Origin of the sequence: Pseudomonas sp. PDM09, from assembly GCF_014852305.1 — a bacterium.
Classification (GTDB): Bacteria; Pseudomonadota; Gammaproteobacteria; order Pseudomonadales; family Pseudomonadaceae; genus Aquipseudomonas.
Genome location: NZ_JACVBI010000001.1, coordinates 199,964 through 217,635 on the forward strand (window position 1 = coordinate 199,964; position 17,672 = coordinate 217,635).

Annotated in this window: 14 protein-coding genes; 3 read left to right on the plus strand and 11 right to left on the minus strand. The window is 59.0% G+C overall.

Translation table 11 applies throughout. The annotated features are described in order from the left end of the window. Positions 1 to 25 precede the first annotated feature (25 nt). Both IB250_RS00865 and IB250_RS00870 read right to left on the minus strand, forming a co-directional pair. On the minus strand, positions 26 to 1,177 hold the full coding sequence (locus tag IB250_RS00865; protein ID WP_192342602.1) for a M14-type cytosolic carboxypeptidase: 1,152 nt from the start codon (positions 1,175 to 1,177) through the stop codon (positions 26 to 28). A gap of 480 nt (positions 1,178 to 1,657) precedes the next feature. Beyond that, entirely contained in the window at positions 1,658 to 1,999 is a 342-nt protein-coding gene (locus IB250_RS00870; protein ID WP_192342603.1) for a DUF6124 family protein, read from the minus strand. Positions 2,000 to 2,128: 129 nt separating this feature from the next. On the opposite strand from IB250_RS00870, the gene IB250_RS00875 reads away from it, so the two are divergent. Beyond that, positions 2,129 to 2,794, plus strand: coding sequence for a LexA family protein (locus IB250_RS00875; RefSeq protein ID WP_192342604.1), 666 nt, complete (start codon positions 2,129 to 2,131; stop codon positions 2,792 to 2,794). Positions 2,795 to 2,833: 39 nt separating this feature from the next. Here IB250_RS00875 and IB250_RS00880 read toward each other — a convergent pair whose 3' ends face one another. The 4 genes from IB250_RS00880 to IB250_RS00895 all read right to left on the minus strand — a co-directional run bounded on the left by IB250_RS00880 (position 2,834) and on the right by IB250_RS00895 (position 8,502). Continuing rightward, complete coding sequence (locus IB250_RS00880) at positions 2,834 to 4,789, minus strand: acetyl/propionyl/methylcrotonyl-CoA carboxylase subunit alpha (RefSeq protein ID WP_192342605.1); 1,956 nt, start codon at positions 4,787 to 4,789, stop codon at positions 2,834 to 2,836. Beyond that, positions 4,789 to 5,604 (minus strand): gamma-carboxygeranoyl-CoA hydratase, encoded by an 816-nt coding sequence (locus tag IB250_RS00885; protein WP_192342606.1) that lies wholly within the window; start codon positions 5,602 to 5,604, stop codon positions 4,789 to 4,791. The genes IB250_RS00880 and IB250_RS00885 overlap by 1 nt, the downstream gene beginning before the upstream one ends. A gap of 114 nt (positions 5,605 to 5,718) precedes the next feature. Continuing rightward, a complete protein-coding gene (locus tag IB250_RS00890) occupies positions 5,719 to 7,326 on the minus strand; it encodes a carboxyl transferase domain-containing protein (RefSeq protein WP_192342607.1) in 1,608 nt (535 codons plus the stop codon). Positions 7,327 to 7,338: 12 nt separating this feature from the next. Continuing rightward, positions 7,339 to 8,502, minus strand: coding sequence for an isovaleryl-CoA dehydrogenase (locus tag IB250_RS00895; protein ID WP_007904074.1), 1,164 nt, complete (start codon positions 8,500 to 8,502; stop codon positions 7,339 to 7,341). 295 nt (positions 8,503 to 8,797) lie between these two features. Between IB250_RS00895 and IB250_RS00900 the strand changes: the two genes are divergently transcribed. Continuing rightward, entirely contained in the window at positions 8,798 to 10,495 is a 1,698-nt protein-coding gene (locus IB250_RS00900; RefSeq protein ID WP_192342608.1) for an AMP-binding protein, read from the plus strand. A gap of 675 nt (positions 10,496 to 11,170) precedes the next feature. Here IB250_RS00900 and IB250_RS00905 read toward each other — a convergent pair. From IB250_RS00905 to IB250_RS00915, 3 genes are all read right to left on the minus strand, one after another. Then, complete coding sequence (locus tag IB250_RS00905; RefSeq protein WP_063343084.1) at positions 11,171 to 12,070, minus strand: hydroxymethylglutaryl-CoA lyase; 900 nt, start codon at positions 12,068 to 12,070, stop codon at positions 11,171 to 11,173. 145 nt (positions 12,071 to 12,215) lie between these two features. Further along, positions 12,216 to 12,617, minus strand: coding sequence for a MerR family transcriptional regulator (locus tag IB250_RS00910; protein WP_008068244.1), 402 nt, complete (start codon positions 12,615 to 12,617; stop codon positions 12,216 to 12,218). Between the two features lie 196 nt (positions 12,618 to 12,813). After that, positions 12,814 to 13,743 (minus strand): LysR family transcriptional regulator, encoded by a 930-nt coding sequence (locus IB250_RS00915; protein WP_007904083.1) that lies wholly within the window; start codon positions 13,741 to 13,743, stop codon positions 12,814 to 12,816. 165 nt (positions 13,744 to 13,908) lie between these two features. On the opposite strand from IB250_RS00915, the gene IB250_RS00920 reads away from it, so the two are divergent. Then, positions 13,909 to 15,138 (plus strand): acyl-CoA dehydrogenase, encoded by a 1,230-nt coding sequence (locus tag IB250_RS00920; RefSeq protein WP_030130892.1) that lies wholly within the window; start codon positions 13,909 to 13,911, stop codon positions 15,136 to 15,138. 132 nt (positions 15,139 to 15,270) lie between these two features. On the opposite strand, the gene IB250_RS00925 is transcribed toward IB250_RS00920, so the two are convergent. Next, positions 15,271 to 16,611 (minus strand): substrate-binding domain-containing protein, encoded by a 1,341-nt coding sequence (locus tag IB250_RS00925; protein WP_192342609.1) that lies wholly within the window; start codon positions 16,609 to 16,611, stop codon positions 15,271 to 15,273. Between the two features lie 193 nt (positions 16,612 to 16,804). Then, positions 16,805 to 17,617: an exodeoxyribonuclease III gene (xthA, locus tag IB250_RS00930; protein WP_123496618.1), complete on the minus strand. Its 813-nt coding sequence runs from the start codon at positions 17,615 to 17,617 to the stop codon at positions 16,805 to 16,807. Between the last annotated feature and the right edge of the window lie 55 nt (positions 17,618 to 17,672).

A 17,672-nucleotide genomic window follows, 5' to 3' on the forward strand; every position in this document is an offset into this window, starting at 1 on the left:
GCGATCTTTTGACGTTAAAGGACAATCAGCGCAGGGTATCGACCATGTCGGCGATGGTCGTCAGCACGTCCTTGCCCAATTGCTTGGAGCGTTTGCCGGACCAGCCGGTCAGCGGGTTCGGTGCGTCGTTGTGGTCTTTGAAGGGCATTTCCAGGGTCAGCGACAGGCAGTCGAACTTCTGACCGACGCTGTTGCAGGCCAGGGTCATGTTGGCTTTGCCCGGCTCGTCGCGGGTGTAGCCGTACTTGGTCTGGAAGTCTTTGGTCTGATGTTTCAGATGACTGCGGAAATGTTCTTCGAGTTTTTCGATCCGCGACGTATAGCCCGGGTTACCTTCGCAACCGGCGGTGAACACGTGGGGGATTTCTTCATCGCCATGGATGTCGAGGAACAGGTCGACGCCATACTTTTCCATCTGTTGCTGAACGAACAGCACTTCCGGGCTGACTTCCTGGCTGGCGTTCTGCCAGGCGCGGTTCAGGTCCTGGCCCATGGCGTTGGTGCGCAAATGACCGTGGAAAGCGCCGTCCGGGTTCATGTTCGGCACCAGGTACAGGTCGGCGCTGGCCAGGAGTTTTTTCAGCACGGGGTCGTCGTGTTTTTCCAGACGCTCGATCACGCCTTCCATGAACCATTCAGCCATGTGTTCGCCGGGGTGTTGCTGGGCGATGATCCAGACCTTGCGCTGACTTTCGGCCCCCGTCCCTTTGCGCAACAACTGGATGTCGCGACCTTCAACGCTCTTGCCGGTGGCCAGCAGTTCGGTGCCGGCTTTGGTCAATGCCTGTTCGATCAGCCAGTCATGACGGCCCCGGCTGTAAGGTTCGAAGTAGGCGAACCAGGCATGGGTGGCAGTGGCTTCCAGGCTGAAACGCAGGCAGTCGCCTTCAAAGATGGTCGGCACCCGGAACCAGTTGACATGGTCATAGGACGCTACCGCCTGATAGCCATCCCAGGCTTTGTTGTACGAGGATTTGCTGGCGTTGTTCAGGCGAAACCAATGCTCCTGTCCGACGTGCAGACCGCTGGCCTTGAAGTGGAACCACTGGAAATGCTGGCTGCGAGTGTCTGGCTTGATCGCCAGCAGTGCTTGCAAAGGATTGCTGATGTCCAGCACTTCGATGTTGCCACTGTCGAAGTTCGCGTTGATGTCGAAAGAAGATCTAGCCACGGCCATAATCAATTCCTGAATATGTTTTTATGGCTGCTACTTTACACGCAAGGGAGGGAAAAACCGGGGGAAATTGCGAGGGTGAAAAGGGGGGGCGTCCTCCTTGACGCCGATGCAGCTTAGAGACTGTGCAAGTGATTCTCAAGTGCTATTTTGCGTTAGTTTGGCCCAATGCTACCGGGCCTCTCTTGCCAACAGATATTCTTTTGATATCATCCGCGCCAATCGAATTTTGCAGCACCACAGACTTCATTAGCCTGAAGCCAAAGCCAGAATAACTGGCAAAAAAAGACCCGGCAAAAAGCCGGGTCAAAAACCGTGATTAGCCTGATGAGGAGATAGTCCAGGAGACCGACCTAAGGTCCCTGGTCCATCGACTGATCTCGCGACCAGTTGCTTGCAATAATAATTATTATCATTTGCAAGTCAAATGTTTTTATCTGCATGATTGGAAAATTCTTTCCTTTCTACTCCTGCGTATTAGCCTCAGCCCTGCTGTGCCCCTTCCAGGGATCGATCGACCATCGCCTTGGCCATATCGATCATATGGACTGTCGAAAACGCCAGATCCCGGCTTGCGCCCTGCAGCTGGTTGGCTGATTCATGCGCGGTGGCGGCGGCACATCGCAACAGATCCGAAGCATGGACCAATGCCTCTTCGCTGCTGATGTTACGGTTCACATCGAAGAAACGTTCTTCGCCGGACTGTTCTGACACAGCTGGTTTCAAGTAATAGTCCAGTGCCCGCTGCGCGGCAGCCGAGCCTTTTGGCGAGTTGAGTGTGGTGTCGAATTGCATGTCGGGCAGGGTAATGCTGGGGATGGTCATGACGATGGCAAGCTCCGTGAAAGATTCAAATCCGTGAGCCCAGCTTAGTACGTACTGTATTTGTGTCTTGAATTTAAATACTACAATTTGTGTTTTGTTGGTCGGAGTACCCCACGTATCGTGCCGCACATGGATAAATGGATTGAATTGGTCAAGGCCAAAATGAGTGAACTCAAAGTCACTCAAGAAATACTCGCCGAGCGCATCGGAATGTCCCAGGGCGGCGTCGGCCATTGGCTGAATAAACGTCGTCAGCCCCGCATCCAAGAGATGAACCGTGTCTTGAAGGCGCTGGGGATGGACTATCTGGAAGTCGCGATGGTGATCAGGGAACCGCAGGTCTCACAGGATGAGGAGATCTCTCTGACGCAAAAGTACAACCCGTACTTTCGCTACCCGGTCAGTGACTGGCGGGAAACCGGAGAGGTGCGCGATGGAGAACTATCGGCTTACGGTGCCTCATCGACTGTCAGCAAGCCGCGCTTCGAGTTGTCCGATTACCATGCCCAGGGCGCAGCGTTCTGGCTGGTGGTGGTTGGCGATGCGATGACCGCACCCACGGGGCTGAGCATTGCCGCGGACATGTTGATTCTGGTGGACCCGGCCATCGTGCCCGAGCCTGGCAAACTGGTGATCGCCCAATGGCCCGGCAGCGCCGAGGCGGTTTTTCGCAAACTGATCGAAGAGGGCGGGCAGCGTTACCTGGTCCCGCTCAATCCGACCTATCCGAAAGCCCTTTTCACCGAGGAATGCCGAATTATCGGCGTAGTGGTTCAGGCGACTGCCAAATTCTAATCAGATCGGTCCTCGCAACGCGTAGGACCGATCTTCATTTCACGCGTGTTCCAACTCCACCAACGCACTGCCTTCACTGACCATCTCGCCTTCCTGGCAATACAACGCCTTGATAATCCCAGCGTGGGGCGCGCGAATGCTGTGCTCCATTTTCATCGCTTCCAGCACCACCAATTGCGCCCCGGCTTCGACCGTTTGCCCGGCCTCCACCAGCACTCGCACGATGCTGCCGTTCATAGGCGCGGTGAGTCCGCCCTGATGGCTGTGACTGGCTTCGACGGCACTGATCGGGTCATACGACTCGATGCGGCGCAGCTCACCGTCCCATTGCAGATACAGCGTATCGCCCCGGCGGATTGCCCGATGCTGGCGGCGCAAGCCGTTGTGTTCGGTCAGCAGGTATTCACCCTTGAGCTGCGCGGTATGAGCGTCGGCATCGCCCAAAGTCAGCGCCCGGTCTTGCTCTTCGCAACTCAAATGCAGGGTGATTTCTGTTGGCAGTCCGGCACGGAATCCGTTGCCGATACCCCAAGGCGAACTCAGGTCATCAGTGCGGGTCGTGCTCGGCTGGCTCTGGGCAAATGCCTGCGCGGCCGCTTGCCAGAACTCGTCGCTGAGGTCCGAAGGTGCTGGCAGCAGTTGTTCCTGATAACGCGGAATAAAACCGGTATCCAGCTCCGCCGCGGCAAATGCAGGGTGGCCGATGATTCGGCGCAGGAAGTTGATGTTGGTTTTCAGCCCGCCGATGGCAAACTCATCAAGCATGCTCAGCAAACGCAGCCGTGCCTGTTCACGGTCTTCGCCCCAGGCAATCAGCTTGCCGAGCATCGGGTCGTAGAAGGGCGAAATCTCGTCGCCTTCTTCGACACCACTGTCGACGCGACGCCCCGGTCCTGCAGTGGATTCACGATACAACGCCAGACGCCCGGTGGCCGGTAGAAAATCGTTGCCCGGGTCTTCGGCATACAGCCGCACTTCAATCGCATGGCCGATCAGCGGCACCTGGTCTTGAGTCATCGGCAGCGCTTCACCGCGGGCCACGCGAATCTGCCAGGCCACCAGATCGAGGCCGGTGATCGCTTCGGTGACCGGGTGTTCAACTTGCAGGCGCGTGTTCATCTCCATGAAGAAGAACTCACCGCGCGCATCCAGCAAAAACTCCACGGTGCCGGCGCCGACGTAACCGATGGCCTGTGCCGAGCGCACAGCGGCTTCGCCCATGGCTCGACGCAGTTCCGGGCTCAGACCCGGAGCCGGGGCTTCTTCGACGACTTTCTGATGCCGACGCTGGATCGAGCAATCACGTTCGTTGAGGTACAAGCAGTTGCCATGCTGATCGGCGAACACCTGGATTTCCACGTGGCGTGGCTTGAGCAGGTACTTCTCCACCAACATCCGCGAGTCGCCGAACGAGGACAGCGCTTCACGTTGCGCCGAGGCCAGGGCTTCGGCCAGTTGGCTGACGTCCTCGACCACTTTCATGCCTTTGCCACCGCCGCCCGCCGTGGCCTTGAGCAGCACCGGATAACCGATGCGTGCGCAGGCGTCGCGGAAGGTTTCGAGGTCCTGGGCTTCACCGTGATAGCCGGGCACCAATGGCACGCCTGCAGTTTCCATCAGGGCTTTGGCCGCGGACTTGCTGCCCATGGCGTCGATGGCCGAGGCGGGCGGGCCGAGGAAGATCAGGCCGGCCGCTTCGATTGCGCGGGCGAACCCGGCGTTCTCCGAAAGAAAGCCGTAGCCCGGATGAATCGCCTGGGCGCCGCTGGCTTTCGCAGCGGCGATCAGTTTGTCGATTTGCAAGTAGCTGTCGGCGGCTTTGCTGCCGCCCAGGTCAACGCGGATATCGGCTTCGCGGCTGTGCCGGGCATCCCGGTCGGTGGCGCTGTGCACGGCCACGGTGGTCAGGCCCAGGGCTTTGGCAGTGCGCATCACCCGGCAAGCGATTTCGCCGCGGTTGGCCACCAGCAAGGTGGTGAGAACAGGTGCGCTCATCAACGCGGCTCCTTGAGGGTGGTTTCGGCTTGCCAGTTCGGCGGACGTTTTTGCAGGAAGGCACGCAGGCCTTCCTGGCCTTCGGGACTGACGCGGATTCGGGCGATGGCGTTTTCGGTGTAGCGTCGCAGCGCCGGAGTCAGCGCGCCATGGCCGACTTCACGCAGCAAGTCCTTGCTGGCGCGCATGGCCGCCGGACTGTTGAGCAGCAGGTTGTCGATCCACTGATCGACTTTCTGTTCCAGTTCAGCCATCGGGTAGCTCTCCGATAACAAGCCGATTTCCCGAGCCCGTTGCCCGCCGAAACGTTCTGCGGTCAACGCATAGCGGCGTGCCGCTCGCTCGCCGATAGCTTGCACCACGAACGGGCTGATGACCGCCGGCGCCAGGCCGATGCGCACTTCCGACAGGCAGAACTGTGCGTCATCGGCGCCGATGGCCATGTCACAGCAACTGATCAGGCCCAGCGCGCCGCCGAACGCCGCGCCTTGCACCACGGCCAGCGTCGGGATTTTCAGTTTGGCGAGGTTGTACATCAACTCCGCCAGTTCCCGGGCGTCATCCAGGTTGGTGTGGTAATCGAGTTCGGCCGATTGCTGCATCCAGGCCAGATCGGCACCGGCGCTGAAATGCTTGCCGCGTCCGCGGATCAACAGAAAACGCAGACTGGCATCGCTCGACACTTTGTCCAGCGCGAGGATCAGTTCGCGGATCATTTCGGCGTTGAAGGCGTTGTTCTTTTCTTCACGGCTGAGCCACAAGGTCGCAAAACCCCGCGGGTCGGTCAGCAGTTCGAGGGTGTTGAAGTCGCTCATGTGTTACGTCTCCACAACTCATGTGGGAGCGGGCTTGCTCGCGAAGAACGATAACGCGGTGCATCAGGTAAACCGCGGTGAATCCTTCGCGAGCAAGCCCGCTCCCACAAAAAATCACATCCGGAACACGCCGAAGCGGCTCGGTTCGATTGGCGCATTCAGCGATGCCGACAAGGCCAGGGCCAACACGTCGCGTGTCTGCGCCGGGTCGATGACACCGTCGTCCCATAGTCGAGCGCTGGAATAATAGGGATGACCCTGCTCTTCGTACTGATCGAGGATCGGTTGCTTGATCTGGGCTTCCTGCTCGGCGCTGAAACCATGGCCACCGCGCTCGGCTTGCTCACGCTTGACCTGCACCAGCACGCCCGCCGCCTGTTCGGCGCCCATCACGCCGATCCGGGCGTTCGGCCACATCCACAGGAAGCGCGGATCGTAAGCCCGACCGCACATGCCGTAGTTACCGGCACCGAAACTGCCGCCGATGATCACGGTGAATTTTGGCACCTTGGCGCAGGCCACGGCGGTCACCAGTTTCGCGCCGTGCTTGGCGATGCCGCCGGCTTCGTATTTCTGGCCGACCATGAAACCGGTGATGTTTTGCAGGAACAGCAACGGGATGCCGCGCTGGCAGGCCAGTTCGATGAAGTGCGCGCCTTTCTGCGCGGCTTCGGCGAACAGGATGCCGTTGTTGGCGAGGATCGCAATCGGGTAACCGTGCAGGTGGGCAAAGCCGCACACCAATGTCGTGCCGAACAATGCCTTGAATTCATCGAACACCGAGCCGTCCACCAGCCGGGCGATCACTTCGCGCACGTCGAAGGGTTGCTTGGCGTCCGCCGACACCACGCCGTACAACTCGTCGCTGCTGTACAGCGGCGCGATCGGCGTGCGTTGTTGCAGTTCACCGAGCTTGCGCCAATTGAGGTTGGCGACGCTGCGCCGGGCCAAGGCGAGGGCGTGTTCATCGCTCTCGGCGTAGTGGTCGGCGACACCGGAAATCTTGCAGTGCACATCGGCACCGCCGAGGTCTTCGGCGCTGACCACTTCACCCGTCGCGGCTTTCACCAGCGGTGGGCCGGCAAGGAAAATCGTTGCCTGCTGACGAACCATAATCGCCTCGTCGGCCATCGCGGGTACATAAGCGCCACCGGCGGTGCACGAGCCCATGACCACCGCAATCTGCGGAATGCCCATGGCGCTCATGTTGGCCTGGTTGAAGAAGATCCGCCCGAAGTGTTCGCGGTCCGGAAACACTTCATCCTGACGCGGCAAGTTGGCGCCGCCGGAGTCCACCAGATAGATGCAGGGCAAGCGATTCTGTTGGGCGATGGTTTGCGCGCGCAGGTGTTTTTTCACGGTCAGCGGGTAATAAGAACCGCCTTTCACGGTGGCATCGTTGGCGACGATCATGCATTCGACGCCTTCCACCCGGCCGATACCGGCAATCACGCCAGCGGCGGGAACGTCTTCGCCGTACACCGCGTAGGCCGCCAATTGGCTGATTTCCAGAAATGGCGAACCCGGATCGAGCAGGCGATTGATCCGCTCACGGGGCAGCAGTTTGCCCCGCGATGTATGCCGCTCCTGAGCCTTCGGGCCGCCACCTTGCTGTACTTGCGCGAGCAGGGTGTGCAGGGCGTCGACCTGCTTGAGCATTGCCGCGCTGTTGGCCGCGAACTCCGCCGAACGGGGGTTGAGCTGGGTATGCAGGATAGCCATGTGCAGCTCCGTTTAGCGGGTTTCGTTGAACAGTTCGCGACCGATGAGCATGCGACGGATCTCACTGGTGCCGGCGCCGATTTCGTACAGCTTGGCGTCTCGCAGCAGACGACCGGCGGGGAATTCGTTGATGTAGCCGTTGCCACCGAGAATCTGGATCGCGTCCAGGGCCATTCGGGTTGCGCATTCGGCGCTGTAGAGGATGACGCCGGCGGCGTCCTTGCGCGCGGTTTCGCCACGCTCGCAGGCCTGGGCCACCGCATAGAGGTAGGCGCGGCTGGCGTTGAGTTGGGTGTACATGTCGGCGACTTTGCCCTGGATCAGCTGGAATTCGCCGATGCTCTGGCCGAACTGTTTGCGGTCATGGATGTACGGAACGATCAGGTCCATGCAAGCCTGCATGATCCCGGTCGGGCCGCCGGAAAGCACCACGCGCTCGTAGTCGAGGCCGCTCATCAGCACTTTCACGCCGCCGTTGAGCACGCCGAGGATGTTTTCTTCCGGCACTTCCACGTCATCAAAAAACAGCTCACAGGTGTTCGAACCGCGCATGCCGAGCTTGTCGAATTTGTTGCTGCGGCTGAAGCCTTTGGAATCACGCTCGACGATGAACGCGGTGATGCCGTGCGGACCTTTTTCCAGGTCGGTCTTGGCGTAGATCACGTAGGTGTTGGCGTCAGGGCCGTTGGTGATCCAGGTTTTGCTGCCGTTGAGTACGTAGTGGTCGCCACGTTTGTCGGCGCGCAGTTTCATCGAGACCACGTCGGAACCGGCATTCGGTTCGCTCATGGCCAGGGCGCCGATGTGCTCGCCGCTGATCAGCTTCGGCAGGTATTTGCTTTTCTGTTCGTGAGTGCCGTTGCGGTTGATCTGGTTGACGCAAAGGTTGGAGTGGGCGCCGTAGGACAGGGCGACCGAGGCCGAACCACGGCTGATTTCTTCCATGGCGACGACGTGCGCCAGGTAACCCAGGCCCGCACCGCCGTACTCTTCAGGCACGGTGATACCCAGCAGGCCCATGTCGCCGAATTTGCGCCACAGGTCGGCGGGGAACAGATTGTCAATGTCGATCTGAGCGGCGCGCGGGGCGATCTCTTTGGCGACGAAGGACTGAACCTGATCGCGCAGCATGTCGATGGTTTCACCGAGGGCAAAGTTCAGGGATGGGTAGCTCATGGGGCACCTTTTGGCTTTTTTGTAGGGTGGGGAGGGCAGTGATTCGGCTCTCACCTTTACGTTAACGTAAGCCTGTGACGAATGGCTGTCAATGACCCTTTACGTTAACGTCAACTTGAGCGAGAGTAGAGCCAGTTTCGACACGGTAAAGCGGACCGACTCTGTGGGAGCGGGCTTGCTCGCGAAAGCGGTTTGTCATTCAACATTCATGTCGACAGACCCACCGCATTCGCGAGCAAGCCCGCTCCCACAGGTGACGTTCGGCAACCCACTAATAAAGACAATAGGGGTCGTCATGGATCAAACCAGTGCAAGCCCGCAGCGCAGCTATACCCGTGGTTCCCAGGACAAAGCCTTGCTGGCGATGACCATCGGGCAGGCGTTCGATAACACGGTCGCGCAATACCCGAACGGGGAGGCGCTGGTCGTGCGCCATCAACAACTGCGTTACACCTGGCAGCAGTTGGCAGAAGCTGTTGACCTGCACGCCAGAGCATTTTTGGCGCTGGGCTTGCAGACTGGTGATCGACTCGGCATCTGGGCGCCGAACTGTGCCCAGTGGTGCATCAGCCAGTTCGCCAGCGCGAAAATCGGCGTGATCCTGGTCAACATCAATCCCGCTTACCGCAGTTCCGAACTCGAATACGTGTTGAAGCAGTCCGGTTGCCAATGGCTGGTCTGTGCCGGGGCCTTCAAGACCTCCGACTATCACGGCATGTTGCAAGGATTGGTTCCGGAACTGGCGGAGCAATCCATCGGCCAGTTGCAGAGCGAACGTCTGCCGGAACTGCGCGGGGTGATCAGCCTGGATACGCAACCGCCATCAGGTTTCCTGCCGTGGTCGCAGCTGACCGATCTGGCGGCCAGCGTGTCAATCGAGCAATTGCGCGAACGCCAGGACAGTCTGCATTTCGATCAAGCGGTAAACATCCAATACACCTCCGGCACCACCGGTTTCCCCAAGGGCGCGACCCTCAGCCACTACAACATTCTCAACAATGGCTACATGGTCGGCGAAAGCCTCGGGCTGACGGTCAATGATCGGCTGGTGATTCCGGTGCCGCTGTATCACTGCTTTGGCATGGTCATGGGCAATCTTGGTTGCGTCACCCACGCCAGCACCATGATTTACCCCAACGACGCCTTCGATCCATTGCTGACACTGAGCACCGTCGCCGAAGAAAAAGCCACCGCGCTTTACGGCGTGCCAACCATGTTCATCGCCATGCTCGATCAGCCCAAGCGCGCCGAGTTTGATTTGTCGAGCCTGCGCACCGGGATCATGGCCGGGGCGACCTGTCCGATCGAGGTGATGCGCCGGGTTATCAATGAAATGCACATGAGCGAAGTGCAGATTGCCTACGGCATGACGGAAACCAGCCCTGTGTCTTTGCAGACCGGTCCGTCAGACGAGCTGGAATTGCGCGTCACCACCGTTGGCCGAACCCAGCCGCAACTGGAAAGCAAAATCATCGATGAGGCGGGCAACCTGGTACCGCGCGGCACTATCGGAGAGCTGTGTACTCGGGGCTACAGCGTGATGCTCGGCTACTGGAATAACCCGCAAGGCACCGCCGAGGCTATCGATGAGGCGGGCTGGATGCACACCGGCGATCTGGCGAGCATGAACGACGAAGGCTACGTGTGCATCGCCGGGCGTAACAAAGACATGATCATCCGTGGCGGTGAGAATGTTTACCCAAGGGAACTGGAAGAGTTCTTCTTCACCCACCCGGCGGTCGCCGACGTGCAGGTGATCGGCATTCCTTGTTCCCGTTATGGTGAAGAGATCGTCGCCTGGATCAAATTCCACCCCGGCCACAGCGCCACCGAGCAGGAACTGCAAGCCTGGTGCAAGGAGCGCATAGCGCACTTCAAGACGCCGCGTTACTTCAAGTTCGTCGAGGAGTTTCCGATGACGGTGACTGGCAAGATCCAGAAGTTCCGGATGCGTGAGATCAGCATTGAGGAGCTGCGCATCAACAAAGACTGACACATAACCAGTGTGGGAGCGGGCTTGCTCGCGAATGCGGTGTGTCAGTCAATACTGATGGTGACTGATCCACCGCATTCGCGAGCAAGCCCGCTCCCACATTTGGATCGAGAAAAACCGGAAGGCAAGAAAGCACAAAGGGGAGCCGAAGCTCCCCTTTAATTTTGTCGTACGTGCTCTTTTTTTATTATTGAGGGGCGGTCTGTTGTTGTTTTTGGCAACCGTGGCCCTTTACCGCTGTTTTTGTCGATCCCCATCCGGGATCAAGAGCAAACGTATTTTTTTGAGCGCTGATCTACTTTTTCGCTAAGCGATCCAACCAGTTCGGGAGCTACCTGAAGGTAGTTTTATTGTTCTCTGCCCGGTTGCGGGTTACTTCGAAAAGCACCCTGAAAAGCACATCCTCTCCAAAAAAATCTGTTAGCTGCGTCTCTGCCGTGTTGTTCTTGTTATGTCAGAGTCGTTACGTCTTATTTTTATTGGTTTGCAGTTTTTATTCTTGTTATGCCATAGAGATAGCAGAAGCCGTGCCAACTTTTAAAAACCCTTTAAATTCAATGCTTTGAGTTTTTCGTAGGGTTTTTCATCCAACCCAAACCCGACAATTTGTTTCCGTGTTACTCGTTTCCGCCCACGTTTCAGAACACGCGGTAACACCCGGACACATTCACACTGTCACTGTGCGCTGCGGGCCTTGGCCACGCGCGAACCGGTAGGGCGCCCCAGCACCGCGCAAATCTGTTGGCCGGCTCGAATCAAGGCATCCAGGTCGATTCCGGTCTCGATACCCAGGCCGTTGAGCAGGTAAACCACGTCTTCGGTCGCGACATTTCCGCTGGCGCCCTTGGCGTATGGGCAGCCGCCGAGGCCGGCGATGGAGCTGTCGAACACCGCGATGCCTTCCAGCAGACTGGCGTAGATGTTGGCCATGGCCTGGCCATAGGTATCGTGGAAGTGCCCGGCCAGTTTTTCACGTGGTACATCGGCCGATACCACTTCGAACATCTTGCGGGTCGCGCCAGCGGTGCCGGTGCCGATGGTGTCTCCCAGCGAAACCTCGTAGCAGCCCATCGCATAGAGCTCACGAGCAACCCGGGCGACTTGTTCCGGTGCGATGTCCCCTTCGTAAGGGCAGCCCAGCACGCAGGACACGTAACCGCGCACGCTGACGCCATGTTGTCTGGCGGCGTCCATGATCGGCACGAAGCGCTCGAGGCTCTCGCTGATCGAGCAATTGATGTTGCGCTGGGAAAACGATTCGGACGCTGCGGCAAACACGGCGACTTCCTTGACCCCGGCGGCGATGGCATCTTCAAAGCCCCGCAGGTTGGGGGCGAGGGCGCCATAGGTTACGCCCGGCTTGCGCTGGATCTGCGCGAAGACCTCGGCGGAACCGGCCATTTGCGGCACCCATTTGGGTGAGACGAAACTGCCAACTTCTATATAGCCCAGGCCTGCGGCGGTCAGTGCGTCGACCAGTTGCACCTTGTCTGCAACGCTGATGGGCTGGGCTTCGTTTTGCAAACCGTCGCGGGGGCCGACTTCGACCAGGCGTACGTGGGTGGGTAGGGACATGGAGGATTCACCTGTAGTAGTGGGCGAACGACGATCTACTGTGGGAGCGGGCTTGCTCGCGAAGGCGTCGGGCCAGCCGACACCAGTGTTGAATGACAGACCGCTTTCGCGAGCAAGCCCGCTCCCACATTAAATCGTTGTACGGTTATTGGACGGCCTGCTGGCTCTTGATTGTCTGTTCCAGCGCCTGAGTACAGCGCTCTTCGGCCGTATCGAGTTCCAGTTTCATCTGTTCGATGTCCAGCAATTGCTGTTCGAGTTGTTCCCGACGCTCGGCGATTTTCGCCAGCATGCTGTGCAGTTGCTTGGTGTTACCGCTGGAGGGGTCATAGAGCTCGATCAGCTCGCGGCATTCGGCCAGGGAAAAACCAATGCGCTTGCCCCGCAGAATCAGCTTCAGGCTGACCTTGTCACGGGGCGAATAAATGCGCTCCTGGCCGCGGCGCTCGGGGCTGAGCAGGCCTTGCTCTTCATAGAAGCGAATGGCCCGTGTGGTGATGTCGAGCTCGCGTGCGAGGTCGGAAATGCTATAGGTCTGGCTGCTCATGGAAGCGCTCGAAAAAGGTCATGGCGCTAAGCTAATGTCAGGTTGACGTTTACGTCAAGGGGCATGGATCTTCGTTGTTATCACCGGCCTCTTCGCGAGCAAGCCCGCTCCCACAGGTGACCGCGTTCTCTCAGGGGAATGCGATCACCTGTGGGAGCGGGCTTGCTCGCGAAGAACGATGACGCGGTCCAAAGCCCTACACCTTATCGAGCTTCTTCTCATGCGCCGTAACCTGTTGGCACAACTCGATCATTTGCTCGCGCATCCAGCGGTTGGCCGGGTCTTGGTCAGTGCTTTCGTGCCAGTAGAGGTGAGTTTCCACCGGCGGAACTTCTTTGACCGGCAGGTTCACCGCGTACAGGTCATGGCGACGGGCGAAGCGTTCCGGCACGGTCATGACCATGTCGGTCTGTTGCAGCACCTGGGACGCCATCAGGTAATGCTGGGAGCGCAGGGCAATCTTGCGCTGGATGCCCATTTTGCCCAGGGCCAGATCGACATAACCCAGACCGCTGCGCCGGCTGGAGATATGGATGTGGGTCAGGGACAGATAATCGTCGAGGGTGAATTTCTCTTTGCCCGCCAACGGATGGCCCTTGCGCATGGCACACACGTAACGGTCCTCCATCAACTTGACGTGACGCACCTGCGGGTCGGTGTTGAGTGGCGCATCCACCGCGAAATCGAGACGACCGGCCGCCAGTTCCTTGGTGGTTTCGCGACGTTTGGACAGGAAGCTTTCGATGATCACCGTCGGCGCCAGGCGTCGCAGGCGCTGGAACAGCGGCGGCAGGATCACCGCTTCAGTGAGGTCGGTCATGCTGATGCGGTAAGTCTTGACCGCCTGCAACGGGTTGAAGATGCGGCTTTCCTGCACCGACACCCGCAGCAAGGAGAGGGCGTTGCGCACGGGGCCGATGATGTTCTGCGCCATCGGTGTGGGCACCATGCCTTGGGCGGTACGCACGAAAAGCGGATCGTTGAAGGTCTCGCGCAGGCGGGCCAGAGCGTTCGAGACGGCTGGTTGAGTGATGCCGACAATCTGCCCGGCGCGCGTCAGGTTGGCTTCGGTGTAGATCGCGTCGAAGACGATGAAAAGGTTGAGGTCGACCTTGCTCAGATTCATTGCGCTGCGCTCTCTGCTTCTTGTTTTAGGAAGGTGGCTCGATCAGTCGATCATATATCGGTGATGAATGTTAATACACGCCGAGAATAGGCTAGGTAAATTATCAACGCTGTTCTAGCATCGATTGCATGACCTGAACAACCTCCCTTTAGAAGGTAGCTGCCCATGGATTTCGCTTATTCGCCCAAAGTGCAAGAACTGCGTGAGCGCGTGACCGCGTTCATGGACACTTACGTTTATCCCGCTGAAGCGGTGTTCGAACGCCAGGTCGCCGAGGGCGATCGCTGGCAGCCGACAGCGATCATGGAAGAACTCAAACTCAAGGCCAAAGCTGAAGGCCTGTGGAATTTGTTTCTGCCTGAATCCGAACTCGGCGCCGGCCTGACCAACCTCGAATACGCGCCATTGGCGGAAATCATGGGCCGCTCGCTGCTCGGTCCTGAACCGTTCAATTGCTCCGCGCCAGACACCGGCAACATGGAAGTGCTGGTGCGTTACGCCAATGAAGAGCAGAAGCAACGCTGGCTTGAACCACTGTTGCGCGGCGAGATTCGCTCGGCGTTCGCCATGACCGAGCCGGACGTGGCCTCGTCAGATGCCACCAACATGGCCGCCCGCGCTGTGCGTGATGGCGATGAGTGGGTGATCAACGGCAAGAAATGGTGGACCTCTGGCGCCTGCGATCCACGCTGCAAGATCCTGATCTTCATGGGCCTGAGCAATCCGGATGCACCGCGCCATGCGCAGCACTCGATGATTCTGGTGCCGGTGGATACCCCTGGCGTGAAGATTGTGCGTCCCCTGCCGGTGTTCGGGTATGACGACGCGCCTCACGGTCACGCCGAAGTACTGTTCGAAAACGTCCGGGTGCCGTACGAAAACGTCCTGTTGGGTGAAGGACGCGGCTTCGAAATCGCTCAGGGTCGCCTCGGCCCGGGCCGGATTCACCACTGCATGCGTTCGATCGGCATGGCTGAGCGTGCGCTGGAGTTGATGTGCAAGCGTGCGGTCAACCGCACCGCGTTCGGCAAACCCTTGGCGCGTCTGGGCGGCAACATCGACAAGATCGCCGACTCACGGATGGAGATCGACATGGCGCGCCTGCTGACGTTGAAAGCGGCGTACATGATGGACACCGTCGGCAACAAGGTGGCGAAGAGCGAAATCGCGCAGATCAAAGTCGTGGCGCCGAACGTGGCATTGCGGGTGATCGATCGGGCGATCCAGATCCATGGCGGGGCAGGGGTTTCCAACGATTTCCCGCTGGCCTACATGTACGCCATGCAACGCACCCTGCGTCTGGCCGACGGCCCGGACGAAGTGCACCGCGCGGCGATCGGCAAGTTCGAGATCGGTAAATATGTGCCGAAGGAAATGATGCGTAGCGGTCAGTAAATCCGCGGCGCCTGCCATTCGCGAGCAAGCCCGCTCCCACATTTGACCGCACTCCCTTGAGAGAACTCGGTCACCTGTGGGAGCGGGCTTGCTCGCGAATGCGTCAGACCTTTCACCGCGAGGGTGTCTGGTTCAATACACCCAAACCTCAACCCGCCGATTCTTGATCCGCCCCTCATCCCCGCTGTTGGTCGCTACCGGCATCTCGGCGCCGAAACCTCGAATCTCGCGAAACACCACGCCGCTTTTCACCAGCTCTCGCCGCACCGCCATGGCCCGCAGTTTCGACAGCAGATCGGCCCGCGCCGGGTCGCTCTTGGCGTCGCCAAACCCGACTAGCGTCACCTGCCGATTGATTTTGTCGTGCTGCTTTATATAGTCGAGTACCCGCGACAGGTCTTGTCGGGCCTTGTTATCCAGCGTCGCGCTGCCTTCTTCGAAGCGGAAATTCACCGTCAGCCGCTGGGCATGACGGCTGAGTGCCTGATAACCCTCGGGCATCAACGCATTCGGCGTGACGGCCATGGCCTGCACAGTCTGTGCGATAAAGCCATTGGCTGCGACGATCGCCTGACCTTTGCTGCTTTGGGCAAACTTCACCAAGGCCTTGGCCCAGGGATTTTTCCCATTCGGCGGCAGGTAAAAGAACAGCCGACGGGATAGCGGGTAATCTTCCGTCGCGATCAGGCTATTGACCGGCAGCATGGCCTGGGAGTCGCCATCGACAATGGCCACGGCTTTGGCCTGGCGCACATAAGGCAAACCGATGAAGCCGATGCCTTGCGGGTCCAGACTGACGGCGTCGGACAATTGCTCGCTGGATTCGAAGCGTTTCGCGTTGCCGCTCAGGGTTTTCCCACGCGGGCTGAGGACCAGTTCCTTGAACGTGTCATAGGTGCCTGATTGATCATCCCGCGCATAGAGATGAATCATCCCACCGGTGCCGCCGAGTGCTTCCCAGGTTTTCGCTTCGCCGCTGAAGATTCGCGCCAGTTGTACGGTGTTGAGTTGCTTCAGCGGATTGTGCGGATGAAGGATGATTGCCAGCCCGTCGATGGCGATGACTTGCTCGGCAATCGGGCTTTTCAGGTCGCCCAGCGGCTCAAGATCCAGCCGTTCGTTGTCCTTGATCGGGCGCGACGAAGCCGCGAGATCGGCAGAGGCGATTCTCAGGGCTTTGAACCCGGTGCTGGAACCATGGGCAGCGACCTCCACCTCGACTCGGCGTCCCTGAACGGTTTCGCCGACGATGCGTTGTTCGTTGGCTTTGTCCGGGGCTTCGCGATGAATCTTGAGCAAGCCCTGTTCACGCATCAAGCCCTCGACCAGCGCTGGGCCCAATGCTGCGCCAATGGTGTTGGAGCCCTGGATGCGTAACACCGGGCCACGCTCGGGCATCGGCAAATCGCTGGCCGACACCGGCAACGGCAGCACAGCGCCGAGCAGCAACAGGAACAACACGCGCAGCGTCATGCCGGCACCTAATGAAGCCAAAGAAAGTGCCGGGAGAATAAGTCAGTAAGGTTTCTGAACGATGACAGTGATCGTTCCCATGCTCTGCGTGGGAACGCCGTCGAGGACGCTCCGCGTTCCGCTCTTGAATGTGACGCAGAGCGTCACGGGATGCATTCCCACGCAGAGCGTGGGAATGATCAGCAAAACCGGATCAGCTCAACTCAAGCCAGATCGGTGCGTGATCGGAGGGCTTTTCCATTGCGCGCAAATCGTAATCCACGCCGGCATCCTTCACTCGCGGCAACAATCCATGGGAGGCCATGATCAAGTCAATCCGCAGCCCGCGCTTGGGTTCATCTTCAAAACCGCGGCTGCGGTAGTCGAACCAGCTGAAACGGTCGGCAACGTCCGGGTTCAGGTGACGGAAGCTGTCCACCAGGCCCCAATTCTTCAAGCGGGCCATCCATTCGCGTTCTTCGGGCAAGAAGCTGCACTTGCCGGTTTTCAGCCAGCGTTTCATGTTGTCCGGGCCGATGCCGATGTCGCAGTCTTCGGGGGAAATGTTCACATCGCCCATCACCACAATCGGCTGGTCGTTGCTGAACTGGCTTTCCAGCAATTGCTGCAAATCGCTGTAGAAACGTTCCTTGGCCGGGAATTTGGTGGGGTGATCGCGGCTTTCGCCCTGTGGGAAATAGCCGTTCATGATGGTCACCGGCACGCCATTGGCGTCGGCGAAAGTGCCCCAGATGAAGCGTCGCTGGGCGTCTTCTTCGTCAGTGGTGAAACCTTTGTACAAGGCAATCGGTTCCTGGCGCGAGAGCAGGGCCACGCCGTAATGGCCTTTTTGCCCATGGAAATGCACGTGATAACCCAGTGCTTGAACCTCGGCCAGGGGGAACTGGTCGTCGTGGACCTTGGTTTCCTGCAGGCCGATCACGTCCGGTTGATGCTTTTCAATCAGCGCCGCCAGCTGATGCGGGCGAGCGCGCAGCCCGTTGATGTTGAAGGAGACGATCTTCATGGTCGGCAGTCCTGGCAAAAATGCGATGCTAGCTGACATGTAGGAATGGGGCCAG